Below are 12,148 nucleotides of genomic sequence, written 5' to 3'. Positions count from 1 at the left end.
CCCGGCAGTGACTGCGGAAGGGATCGCCGACGTGCGGGTCGGGCGAGAGCGGCTTCGTGACGAGTTGCGGCAATGGGTGCGCGGGGGCGCCGAGGGCACCGGGGCCTTCCTGGTCGTGGAGGGCGAGGCCGGCGCGGGCCGGACCGACTTCGTACGGGACGCCCTGACACGGGCGGCGGCCATGGGCTGCCGCGTGCGGTACGGGGCGGCCGACGCCCCCGGCGTGGAACTGCCGCTGCGCGCCGCACTGGACTGCCTGCACCCCCGCGGCCCGGACCGGGCCGCGGCCGTCGCCCTGCTGCGGGAGGCCGAGGAGGCGGCGCGGCCCGGCGGCGCGCTGCTGGCCGCCATGGACCTGCTGACGGCCGCGGTCGAGGAGTGGTGCGCGCAGCGGCCCCTGCTGCTGGTCCTGGACGATGCCCACCGGGCGGACGCGGCCAGCCTGCTGCTGTGGCGGCGCCTGGCCGACCGGGCGGTGACGGGCCGGCTGCCGCTGCTGCTGGCGGCGACCCGGCGGCCGCTGCGCGGGCGCCCCGAACTGGAGGAGCTGTGCGCGACCCCGGGCGGGCGCACGCTCCGGCTGGAGCCGCTGTCCGCGGCGGAGACCGCCGGGCTGGTCCGGGACCTGCTGGGGGCCGGACCCGGGCCCCGGCTGCGGGAGGCGGCGGAGCAGGCGGGCGGCAATCCGCGGCTGCTGAAGGAGCTGCTCGCGCACTGGTCCGGGCTCGTCCGCGTCCACGGCGACTGCGCGGAACTCCTGGCCCCGGAGGAGGAGTTGCCGCCGCCGCCCGCCTCGCTGACGCGCGAGCCGGACCGGCTCGGCGAACCGGCGCGCACCATCCTGCGGCACGCGGCGCTGCTCGGCCCGGCCTTCACCGCCCGCGAGCTGGCCCTCGTACGGGGCACGCCGGCCCGCGAGCTGCTCGCCGACCTGGAGGAGCCGATGGCGGCCGGGCTGCTGGCGGACACGGGCGGCTCCCTGCGCTTCCGCCACCCGGCGCTGCGGCTGGCGCTGTACGCCGGGACCCCCGAGGCCGTGCGCGCCGTACTGCACCAGGACGCCGCGCGGGCCTTCGCCGAGGCGGGGCTGGACCCGGACCGGACCGCCGAACAGCTGGTGCGCGGCGGCCGGCTGGCGCCGTGGGCGGTGCGCTGGCTGGCGGACTCGGCGCCGGCGCTGATCGCCGGGGCGCCGGGCGCGGCGGCCGAGCTGCTGGAGCGGGCCATCGCCCAGGGCGGCCTGCGGGAGCCGGAGACCCGCGACGCGCTGGAGGAACGGCTGGCGGACGCGGTGCTGATGCTGCGCCGTCCCGAGTCGGTGGACCTCCTCGGCACGCTGCGCGCCCGGACCACGGACCCCGACCGGCGGGCTGCGGTGGACTTCAAACTGGTCTCCGCGCTGATGATCCAGGGGGACATGGCCCGGTCCCTGGCGGTCACCGAGCGGGCGCTGGCGGAGGAGTTCCCCTCCGTCGCCCTGCGGTTGCGCCTGGAGGCCTGCCGCGTACTGGCCCTCGCCGATCTGCACCGGGCCGCCGAGGCGTACGCGCTGGCCGGGCCGGTGGTGGAGCGGGCGCGCCGGCTGCGCGATCCGCTGTGCGGGGCGGAGGCCCATCACGCCGCGTCCTACGCGCTGTTCCACCTGAGCCGCGGCCGGGACTCGCTGCGCCATGTCGCGGAGGGGATCGCCTGCGCGCGGCGCAGCCCCGAGGCCAATGACATGCGGTTGCTGCTGCTGGCGAACCAGGCGGAGGGCCACATGCGGTTCGACGAGCCGGGGCCGGTGGCGGCGGCGCTGCGGGAGGCGCGGGAGCTGGCGGCGGAGACCCGTTCGACGGGCCGGCTGGTGGTGACCGAGGCGCGGCTCGCCGAGTTCCACTACCGGCTCGGCGACTGGGACGAGGCCCTCGCCGGGGTGGCCCGGGCGTGCGCGCTGCCGGTCTCGGACGGCTGGCTGCCGGTGGTGGTGCACGGGCTGCGGGCGCTGGTACGGGGCCACCGCGACGAGCGGGAGGCGGCGGGAGCCGAGCTCGACGGCCTGCCCGCCGATGCGTTCGCCTCGCCCGCGGCCCGCCGCTACGCCTCCCACGTACTGCTGGCCCGGGCGCTGCTGGCGGAGCGGGACGGCAGGCCGGCCGACGCCCTGGCGGCGCTGGTGCCCGCGCTGGAGGAAGGGGTCGAGGAGGCGGTGGTGTACGACCGTCCCTGGGTGCTGTCGGAGATCGTCCGGCTGGCCCTGGAGTGCGGGGAGACGGCCACGGCCCGGACGGCGGTGGAGCGCTGCGGGCGCGCGGCGCGGACGCTGGCCGAGTACCCGGGGCCGGCGCTGGCCCTGCTGCGCTGCCGGGGCCTGTTCGCGCAGGATCCCGGACTGCTGGCGCAGGCGGTGGCGCGGGGCGAGCGCGGCGGGTGGCCGCTGGTGCTGGGCCACACCCTGGAGGACCTGGCGGTGGCGCGGGCCTGGCACGGCGATCTCACCGGGGCTCGGTCGGCGCTGACGCGCGCGGCCGCCGCGTACGAGGACCTGGGCGCGCGGTGGGACATCGCCCGGGCCGATGCCCGGCTGCGCAGCCTGGGTGTGCGCCGGGGCAGCAGATCGGCCCGGCGCAGGGCGGCGAACGGCTGGGAGGCGCTGACCCCGGCCGAGCTGAAGGTGGCGCTGCTGGTGGCGCAGGGCCGCTCGAACCCGGAGATCGCGAGCGCGCTGTTCCTCTCGCCGAGGACCGTGCAGACGCACGTGTCGCACATCCTCGCGAAGCTGCAGGTGCGCTCGCGGGCGGCGGTGGCGGCTCAGGCGGCGGCGCGGCCGGGGCCGGGTACGCAGGGTCCGTAGCCGGGCATGGCGGCGCGCAGGGCCCGCAGGGCGTAGTGGGTACGGGACTTCACGGTCCCCGCGGGCACGCCGAGCGCTTCGGCGGCCTCGCAGACGGAGGCCCCGTGGTAGTAGATCTGTATGAGCACGGCGCGGTGCTCGGGGCTGAGTAATCGCAGGGCCCGGCGGACGTCGAGGACGGCGACGGCCTGGTCGGTGCGGTCGTCGGCGGTCGGGGAGTGCGCGAGGGCCTCCGGGCCGACCTCGGTGGGCCGCACCAGGCGGGCGCGGCGGGCGTCGATGGCGAGGCGCCGGGCGACGGTGTAGAGCCAGGGCCGCATGGAGGTGTGGCCGCTCTCCAGTGCCTCCGGGTGTGTCCAGGCCCGGAAGAGGGTCTCCTGCAGGAGGTCCTCGGCGCGGTGCCGGTCGCCGAGGGTCAGGCCGAGGAGGAAGCCGTAGAGGGCCTTGCCGTGCTCGCCGTGGAGCCGGGCGAGGGCGTGCGGGTCGGTTCTGGCCACGGGGTGCCCCTTCCTGGTCGGGTCACCTCAGCGTGACCGACCGGCGCCCGGGAGTTATCCGCCGCTTGGCGTATCCGCCCCCGCCTGCGCCGAACGGTCCCCCACCACGCCGAACGGTCCCCCGCGCCTCAAACGCCGGCAGGGCTGGACGTTCCGGCGCGGCCCAAGCCGTGGGGCTCCGCCCCACACCCCGCGCCTCAATCGCCGGCGAGGCTGAATTCGCCGGCCCCGCCCGGCAGGCGCGGCCGGAGCCCAAGGTCAGGCTTCGGCACGGCCCAAAGACCTGTGGCTCCGCCCCAGACCCCGCGCCTCAAACGCCGGCGAGGCTGAAATTGCCGGCGCGGCCCGGCAGGAACGGCCGTGGGCCGGTCAGCCCGCCAGCGCGGCCAAAAGACCTGGGGCTCAAACGCCGGCGAGGCTGGATTTGCGCCGGGCAGGTCCGGTTGTGTCCGGTGAGGCCGCGAGTTTTCAGCGGGCTGACATCGCCCTCCGGCCAATCCAGCCGCGCCTGGCGCACGGCGCCGGCGCAATCCAGCCCCGCCGGCGATTGAGGCGCGGGGCTCGGGGCAGAGCCCCGGTCTTTCAGCCGCGCCGGCGCCCGCCCGGCCCTACCGGCACGACCCCAGCCCCGCCGTCACCACCCCAGCCCCGCCGGCGATTGAGGCGCGGGGTTCGGGGCGGAGCCCCGGTCTTTCGGCCGCGCCGGCACGGCCCCGGCCCCGGTGGCTATCGAGGCGTGGCGGGCCCTGGGAAGGGGTGTGGCCCCGGCGTCCGGGAGGACGGGCGGGGCCACGGAGGAGGGGGCTAGCTCCAGCTGGCGTGGAGCGGCTTGCCCTCGGCGTAGCCCGCCGCGGACTGGATGCCGACGACCGCCTTCTCCTCGAACTCCGCCAAGGAGCCCGCACCGGCGTACGTGCACGACGAGCGGACGCCCGCGATGATCGAGTCGATCAGGTCCTCGACGCCCGGACGCGCCGGGTCGAGGAACATGCGCGAGGTGGAGATGCCCTCCTCGAACAGGCCCTTGCGGGCACGGTCGTAGGCCGACTCCTCGCTCGTACGGTTCTGCACCGCGCGCGCCGAGGCCATGCCGAAGGACTCCTTGTAGAGCCGGCCGTCGGCCGACTGCTGCAGGTCGCCCGGGGACTCGTACGTACCGGCGAACCAGGAGCCGATCATCACGTTGGACGCACCGGCGGCCAGCGCCATCGCCACGTCGCGCGGGTGACGGACGCCGCCGTCGGCCCACACGTGCTTGCCGTACTTCTTCGCCTCGGCCGCGCACTCCAGCACCGCGGAGAACTGCGGGCGGCCCACGCCGGTCATCATGCGGGTGGTGCACATGGCGCCGGGGCCCACGCCGACCTTGATGATGTCCGCGCCGGCGTCGATGAGGTCCTTGACGCCCTCGGCGGCGACGATGTTGCCCGCCACGATCGGGACCTGCGGGTCCAGCGCGCGGACGGCCTTGATCGCGTTGATCATCGATTCCTGGTGGCCGTGCGCCGTGTCGATGACGAGCGTGTCCACGCCCGCGTCGAGCAGCTGCTTGGCCTTGGCCACGAAGTCGCCGTTGATGCCGACGGCGGCGGCGATGCGCAGCTTGCCGTTGGCGTCGGTCGCCGGGGTGTAGAGGGTCGCGCGCAGGGCGCCCTTGCGGGTGAGGATGCCGACGAGCTTGCCGTCCTTGTCGACGGCGGGGGCCAGCTTGCGGTGGCCGGCGTCGAGCTTGTTGAAGGCCTCGCGGGGGTCGATGTCGGCGTCGAGGAGCAGCAGCTCCTTCGACATGACCTCGGAGAGCTGGGTGAAGCGGTCGACGCCGCTCAGGTCGTGCTCGGTGACGACGCCGACCGGGCGGCCCTCGCCGTCGACGACGACTCCGGCGCCGTGGGCGCGCTTGGGCAGCAGGGACAGCGCGTCGGCGACCGTCTGGGTGGGGGCCAGCGTGATCGGGGTGTCGAGCACGTGGTGGCGGGTCTTCACCCAGGAGATGACGTCGGTGACGATCTCGATCGGGATGTCCTGCGGGATGACGACGATGCCGCCGCGGCGGGCGACGGTCTCGGCCATCCGGCGGCCCGCGATGGCGGTCATGTTCGCCACGACCAGCGGAATGGTGGTGCCGGTGCCGTCGGGCGAGGAGAGGTCGACGCCCTGGCGGGAACCGACCGCGGAGCGGCTCGGAACCATGAACACATCGTCGTACGTCAGGTCGTACGGCGGCTTCGAGTCATTGAGGAAACGCACGTGCTGAACATCCCAGTCGATCGGAGGTACCCCGACGGGTCAGCCGAGGAAACGCACGTACTTCATTCTCCCACGACCTGGCGTTCACACCGCCCGGGCTGATCGTCCAGGACATACCGGGCCGCGTGGTCGTTTCCTACGGGACCTTGGTCACGGCCGGCCGTGCCGGACCTTCCCTCCGGTGGACCGGGCCGCGGCGCCGGGCCAGCGGGAGCACCGTTCCCCCGTGCCGGACCGCCGTGAACTCGGCGGCGATGGCCAGGGCCGTCTCCTCCGGGGTGGCGCCGCCGAGGTCCAGCCCGATGGGTGAGCGCAGCCGGGCGAGCGCGGAGTCCGTCACCCCTTCCTCCCGCAGCCGTCTCTCGCGGTCGGCGTGGGTGCGCCGCGATCCCATGGCTCCCACGTAGCCCACGGGCAGCCGCAGGGCCAGTTCCAGCAGCGGTACGTCGAATTTGGCGTCGTGGGTGAGGACGCACACGGCGGTACGGGAGTCCAGGCGGCCCGCCTCCCATTCCGCGGCCAGGTGCCGGTGCGGCCAGTCGACGACGACCTCGTCGGCGCCGGGGAAGCGCTCCGGGGTCGCGAAGACGGGCCGGGCGTCGCACACGGTGACCCGGTGGCCGAGGAAGGCGCCGATCCGTGCGAGGGCCGCGGCGAAGTCGATGGCCCCGTAGACGAGGAGCCGGGGCGGCTCGGCGGCCGATTCGACGAGCAGGGTGAGGGGCTCCCCGCAGAGACCGCCGACGGTGCCGAGCTCGGCGGTGCCGGTGCGCCCGGCCAGCAGCAGGGCCCGTACCCGCACGGCGGCGGCCCGGTCCAGGGCGGGGCCACCGGCGAGCCCGCCCTCGTAGGAGCCGTCGGCGTGGACGGCGAGCGCCCGGCCGAGCTGGCGGGGCGGGCCGGAGACCACCCGGGCGAGGGCGGCGCGGGTGCCGCCGGCGGCGGCGTCGAGCACGGAGCCGAGCACGGGCCGTACCGGGTCGAGTCCGCGCACCGGGGTGACCAGCACGTCCAGGACTCCCCCGCAGGTCAGGCCCACGGCGAAGGCGTCGTCATCGCTGTAGCCGAAGCGGTGCAGGCCGCCTTGGCCGGAGGCGATCGCGTCGAGGCACAGCTCGTGCACGGCGGATTCCACGCAGCCCCCGGAGAGGGAGCCGAGCGCGGTGCCCCGCGCGTCGACGGCGAGGGAGGCACCGGGGCCGCGCGGGGCGCTCCCGCTGACGGCCACGACGGTGGCCAGCGCGAACTCCCGTTGCGCGGCGCACCACGCGCGTAGCTCGTCGGCTATGTCGAGCATCAGCGGATGTACTCGCGGCGCGGGGTCTGGCCGGGGAGGTACGGGCGCGGCGGCAGTGCGGCCGGGGTCGCCGGCCGGGCTGTGGCGGAGCGGGCCGTGGCGGCCGGCCGGGTGACGGCGGCGCGGGCGGGCCCGGGGTATCCGTCGGGCAGGTGCGGCCGGGTGCCGAGCAGTGTGGCGGCGTGGGCCACGCTCGCGAGGGTGGCGTGGTGGTGCCAGCCGCGGAAGGAGCGGCCCTCGAAGTCGCGGATGCCCACCGGTTCGCAGATCTCGGCGAAGTCCAGGGAGACCCTGTCGGTGAGTCTGGCGAGCAGGAAGAGCTGGGCGAGGGGCCGGTCGCCGATGTTGGTGATCCAGAACTCGGAGGGCAGCAGGGCGGCTTCGGTCCAGGCTCCGACCAGCAGCAGCGGGGTGGGCGGCGCGGGCACGGGCCGGTCCTCGCAGGGGGTGGCGAGGATCGAGGCCGAGGTCAGCAGGGTCACCGAGCCTTCGGCGCGGCCGTGCCGGGTCCATTCGACGACGCGGCGCTGGGACCGCAGGGAGTCGATGAGTTCGCGGGCGGGAGCGGTGTGCGGGCCGGGTTTGTGGCGGCCGGCGCCGCCGAAGGAGACGGGCAGGGAGCCGTCGACCTTGAAGACGAAGGGGATGTCCTGCAGCGTGAAGGATTCGATGCTCTGCGGCAGATCGCCGTTGGCGACCTCCATCACCACGGGCCGGCGCTGGAGTTGCCAGGTCGCGGCCATCCGCTGGACGGCGTGTACGGCGTCCTGGGCGGGGGTGAGGGAGCGTGCGGTGTCGGGGATGCCGGCCCGTCGGCGGCGCAGGAGTTCACTGGTCCAGGGCCCGGGGAGGGTGAGGGTCCATTCGACCGGGAAGCTGGCTTCGCTGGAGGCGAGCCAGATCCCGCTGGCCTGCTGACAGTTGGCGGTGCGGCCGAGCTGGGGGACGAACTGCCGGCCGACGCCGACCGAGCGGTCGCCGGCCTTCTCTATGACCATGGGCTGGAGCACCCAGGCCAGGGGGCGCTGGGCGGTGCGTTCGAGGTGCTGGGCGAGGGAGCGCCGGACCGGGGTCCAGTCCCAGGGGGACTTGCTGATGAACTGCTGCAGGCTCTGCTCGACGGAACTGGCCCCTGTTCCGGCGATGTTACGGATTGTTTTCTTCCCGGTGGTCCGCACCAACCCGTTCAGATAAACGCGGGCCCAGTTTCGCTGGTCCCGCCGGGGTAAGGACTCGAAGAGCAGAGAGATCAGGACGTCGATCAATTCGGAGATTTCCTTCGTGGAATCCTCCGGCAGGACTACGCGAGCCATCTGGGCCTCCCCCGCGACCAGCTAGATCCAATACCCTACTTGACCGCGGAGAACGGCCGTAGGCCCCGGCGGCTACTTCCTGAGGTCGCTGGCAGTTTCGAGCCGCTCTTCCTCTACCACGAGGGGGATGGGGATCTGGTTCGCCGCATAGTAGATCGCGATCAGGAAATGTGCGACAAGCGTGAGTGTCGCGGAGTAGAAGGCCAGCGCGACGGTGAGGGGGTAGGCGATGGCGCCGAGACCGAAGCGCACCCGTGTGGCGCGTGCGCCTTCCCGGTCCACTTCTTCGTGGAAGAGGTGGCCGACCCTGGTGACGTACCACCAGAAGGACAGGAACGCCGCGGCGTAGGCCACGGTGACGCCGCTGTAGAGGATCGCCGCCGCGTTGGCGGAGCCGCCTTCCTCCATGAGGTGTTCGGCGAGGACGTTGGTGGTGTAAGGGACCACCGACACCACCATCAGCACCAGGAGATTCAGGAACAGCAACGGGCGGTCGACCCTCTTCAGGTGACTGAAGATGGTGTGGTGGTTCACCCACATCACGCCGATGATGAGGAAACTCACGACGTAGGCGGCGTAATGGGGCCACTGTTCCCGTACTCCGTGCCAGAACTCCGATCCCGTTTCTTCCGGAACCTTTAATTCCAGAACGAGAATGGTGATGATGACGGCGAATACTCCGTCACTGAATGCCTCGATCCGCCCGGTTTCGTTTTCCATTGCCTCCCCTTTGCCACTGCTCGCATATATGCGCAGTCTGCAACCGCACGGTATGTCACACATACGGGGAGGGCGTTCCCCCGCCCTCCCCGCACACGCTACCCAGATTTCGGCCGTCAGCCGCCGAACCCGGCAGTCTGCCGCCAGATTCGGCCATCGCGGACGACGAGTGTCCCGAACGCGTGCTCCGGTTCGCCGTTCAGGTTCATGATCGCCCGGTAGAAGATGGTGTCTTCGGTCTCGATGTACTCCTGGAGTTCGACGAGCGTGGGCTTCACCGTGAGATAGCCGGTGAACGTCTCGCGAACGGCCTCGATGCCCACCGAGACCCCCTCGAAGCGCAGCAGCACGGCGTCGTCGGTGTAGTTCTTCATCACCGCCTCGATGTCCAGGGCGGCCAGCGCCTCCATCTGGCGGACGAACACCGGGTGCAGCTTGGAGATGTCGTACGTGGCCATGTCCACTCCGTTTCAACTGGGTGAGGTGCCCTCGGCGGGTGCCGTATCGGGCGTTGTGGCAGGTGAGGCGCAGGACTGGGTGCTGCCTGCGAAGGGCAGCCGGACCACCATCCGGGTCTCGCCGGGGCGCGAGCGCGCGGTGATCGAGCCGTGGTGGCGCTGGGTCACGATGCGGTAGCTGAGGTGCAGCCCCAGGCCCGTGCCCTTGCCCACGTCCTTGGTGGTGTAGAAGGGTTCGAAGATCCGCGGCAGGGATTCCGCGGGGATGCCGCGGCCGGTGTCGGAGATCTCGACGACCATGCAGACGCCCTCGGCCCGGGCGCGCAGGGTGAGTACGCCCGCGCCCTCCATGGCCTCGGCCGCGTTGTCGACCAGGTTGGTCCACACCTGGTTCAACTCGCTCGGATAGCCCGTCAGTTCGGGCAGATCCGGCTCGTACTCACGCACGATGCTGATGCCGGTGAGCTTGGCACGCAGCACGACCAGCGTGTTCTCCAGTCCCTCGGTCACCGGGAAGCGCTGTTCGGGCGCCCGGTCGAGATTGGCGTAATCCCGGGTGGCGGAGACGAGCTGGGAGATCCTGGGGCCCGCCGCCCGGAGCTCCGCGGCGAGCGAGCGGATCTCCAGCAACGCCGCCAGGTGGTCCAGGGCGCCGGCGAGGGCCGGCTCGCCGACCCCTTCCAGCCGCTCCAGCAGCCAGCCCAGTTCCAGTCCGAGGTCCGAGACCCCGGAACCGAGCAGGCCGGGCCGTTCGGTGCCCGCCTCCTCTGCCCAGTCGGCGATCTCCTCCTCGGCGTCGGCCTGGGCGAACGGGTCGGTGATCGCCGGCGGCGGCAGCTTGTCCAGTTCTTCGGCGAGCCGGTCGAGGACGGCCCGCTCCGCGCCGGTGGCGGCAGCGCCCCAGGCCTGGGCGGTCCGGGTGAGCCGGTCCAGGGCCGGGGCCAGCTCCTGCGCGGCCCGGGCCACGGCGGCCGCCGGGTTGTTCAGCTCGTGCGCGAGCCCGGCCGCGAGGGTGCCGAGGGCCTCCACGGTGGCCCGTTTGCGGGCCTGCACCTCGGAGGACTTGATCCGCCAGGCCAGTACGGGGATCAGTACGGCGGCCACTCCGTGGCAGCGGGTCAGCATTTCGAAGAACACCGGCCTGGGGTACGCCACGACGGTGGTCGACGGCCCGCTCGCGGCCGCGGTGGCCACGTACGAGCCCTCGGTCAGCAGGGGCAGTTCGCCGGTGAACCGGTGGGCGGCGGACGGTTTGCCGTCGTGCTCCTCGGCGGAAGCGCTCTCTTCTTCGGTGGAGTGGCGGGTGAGCACCTCCTCCCGGCCGTCGACGACCTTGGTGACGACCAGCCCGCCCGAGAGCAGGACGTGGAAGCCGGCGGCCTCCTCGCCGTCCCGGAAGAGCACCTCCCCGTCGGTGAGGACCCGGGGTTCGGACACCGAGACCAGCCAGTCCAGCTGGTCCTCGGTCAGCCCTTCGAAGATCTCCAGCGAGCGCAGGGCGGACCGCAGTTCCACGGGTTTCATACCGCGCCCTCCTCTGCCCTGGTGCGGGCGGCCAGCCGCAGGGTGGCCAGCAGGGCCAGCGCGCACACCCCGGCGACGGCGGCCATGAAGCCGACGGAGGTGCGGTGCAGCCCGTGGATGTTGGTGAGCATCCCGGCGAGGACCGCCGGCACGCTCATCGCCAGGTACGCGAAGACGTATACGGCGGCGGTCAGTTCACCGCGGTGCGCCGGTTCGGCGAGCGCGCTCAGCGCCCGGAAGGAGCCGAGGAAGGCGGCGCCCCAGCCGCTGCCGAGGACCGCGGTGGCCGCCAGGAACACCGCGGCCGAGCCGAGGCCCAGCGCGAGCAGGACCAGGCCGAGCCCGGCGAGCAGGCCGAACAGCCCGAGGACGGCGGTGCGCAGCGCCGCGGTAGCGCCGAGCATCAGCTGGGCGACGGTGGCGGCGCCCGCGAGCAGTGCCACCGTGGCGCCGCCGACGAGGTAGTTGGTGGACTCCAGCAGCGAGAGCGCCAGGTGCGGGCCGAGCGAGAGGTAGAAACCGCCCACCGACCAGACGGCGACGATGGTCAGCACGAGGACCGCGAACCGGCCGCGTGCCCCCTCCGGTACGCGGATCCGGTGCGGGACCACTCGGAAGCGGCCCCCGGCGCCCGGCGCGCTCTCCCGCATCCTGATCACGCCCACCAGGGTCACGGCGAAGGCCCCGACCAGCAGCAGGTAGCTCAGGACGGTCGGTGCGGGCGCGTACTGGACGAGCAGTCCGGCCCCGATTCCGCCGAGTCCGATGCCCACGGTGGGGCCCGCGCTGTTGACCTGGGCGCCGAGCGCGGGCTTCGAGGCGGGGCTGAGTTCCAGCAGGGCCGCGCCCATCGCCCCGGTGGCCAGGCCCACGGCCAGGCCCTGGACGGCGCGGGCGGCGAGGAGCAGGCCGAGCCCGTCGGCCCCGGCGAACAGGGTCATCGAGACGATCGCCAGGACCAGTCCGGCGCCCAGGACCGGGCGCCGGCCCAGGGTGTCGGAGAGGGACCCGAACAGCAGCAGCCCGGCGAGCACGGTGACGGCGTACAGGGCGAAGACCACCGTGATCATGCCGGAGGACAGGCCCCACTCCTGCTGGTAGAGCACGTAGAGGGCGGAGGGCACGGAGGAGGAGAGCATCAGCAGGACGAGGACCGCTCCCACCACCCAGAAGCCGGAGCCTCTGGGCGCACCGGCCGCGGGTGCGGCCGGCTGCACGGTGATCCCCGTGGTCGTCTTCGGTGATTCGGCCACTGCTTC

General features: G+C 73.4%; 9 protein-coding genes. 1 reads left to right on the top strand and 8 read right to left on the bottom strand.

Annotated elements, in window-relative coordinates; all coding sequences use genetic code 11:
• Positions 1-7 precede the first annotated feature (7 nt).
• Complete coding sequence (locus tag ACIPYQ_RS27705) at positions 8-2,833, top strand: LuxR C-terminal-related transcriptional regulator (protein WP_401256210.1); 2,826 nt, start codon at positions 8-10, stop codon at positions 2,831-2,833.
• Here the strand turns inward: ACIPYQ_RS27705 and ACIPYQ_RS27700 are convergent.
• The 8 genes from ACIPYQ_RS27700 to ACIPYQ_RS27665 all read right to left on the bottom strand — a co-directional run bounded on the left by ACIPYQ_RS27700 (position 2,791) and on the right by ACIPYQ_RS27665 (position 12,142).
• The gene (locus ACIPYQ_RS27700; protein ID WP_401256207.1) at positions 2,791-3,330 is read right to left on the bottom strand and encodes a sigma-70 family RNA polymerase sigma factor; all 540 of its coding nucleotides are present in this window, start codon (positions 3,328-3,330) and stop codon (positions 2,791-2,793) included. The genes ACIPYQ_RS27705 and ACIPYQ_RS27700 overlap by 43 nt on opposite strands.
• A gap of 804 nt (positions 3,331-4,134) precedes the next feature.
• The gene (locus ACIPYQ_RS27695) at positions 4,135-5,577 is read right to left on the bottom strand and encodes a GuaB1 family IMP dehydrogenase-related protein (protein WP_361767935.1); all 1,443 of its coding nucleotides are present in this window, start codon (positions 5,575-5,577) and stop codon (positions 4,135-4,137) included.
• A 136-nt stretch (positions 5,578-5,713) separates the two neighbouring features.
• The gene (locus ACIPYQ_RS27690; protein ID WP_401256204.1) at positions 5,714-6,874 is read right to left on the bottom strand and encodes an XdhC family protein; all 1,161 of its coding nucleotides are present in this window, start codon (positions 6,872-6,874) and stop codon (positions 5,714-5,716) included.
• A complete protein-coding gene (locus ACIPYQ_RS27685; protein ID WP_401256201.1) occupies positions 6,874-8,187 on the bottom strand; it encodes an IS701 family transposase in 1,314 nt (437 codons plus the stop codon). The genes ACIPYQ_RS27690 and ACIPYQ_RS27685 overlap by 1 nt, the downstream gene beginning before the upstream one ends.
• A gap of 72 nt (positions 8,188-8,259) precedes the next feature.
• The gene (locus ACIPYQ_RS27680; RefSeq protein WP_401256198.1) at positions 8,260-8,907 is read right to left on the bottom strand and encodes a TMEM175 family protein; all 648 of its coding nucleotides are present in this window, start codon (positions 8,905-8,907) and stop codon (positions 8,260-8,262) included.
• Between the two features lie 116 nt (positions 8,908-9,023).
• On the bottom strand, positions 9,024-9,365 hold the full coding sequence (locus ACIPYQ_RS27675; RefSeq protein ID WP_030830361.1) for a nuclear transport factor 2 family protein: 342 nt from the start codon (positions 9,363-9,365) through the stop codon (positions 9,024-9,026).
• A 12-nt stretch (positions 9,366-9,377) separates the two neighbouring features.
• Positions 9,378-10,889, bottom strand: coding sequence for an ATP-binding protein (locus tag ACIPYQ_RS27670; RefSeq protein WP_401256194.1), 1,512 nt, complete (start codon positions 10,887-10,889; stop codon positions 9,378-9,380).
• Positions 10,886-12,142 (bottom strand): MFS transporter, encoded by a 1,257-nt coding sequence (locus tag ACIPYQ_RS27665; protein WP_401256191.1) that lies wholly within the window; start codon positions 12,140-12,142, stop codon positions 10,886-10,888. The genes ACIPYQ_RS27670 and ACIPYQ_RS27665 overlap by 4 nt, the downstream gene beginning before the upstream one ends.
• Between the last annotated feature and the right edge of the window lie 6 nt (positions 12,143-12,148).

Source organism: Streptomyces sp. NPDC090045 (genome assembly GCF_044747975.1).
Classification (GTDB): domain Bacteria; phylum Actinomycetota; class Actinomycetes; order Streptomycetales; family Streptomycetaceae; genus Streptomyces.
Note: the sequence above shows the minus strand (reverse complement) of the source record. Positions and strands in the feature narration are given on the sequence as shown.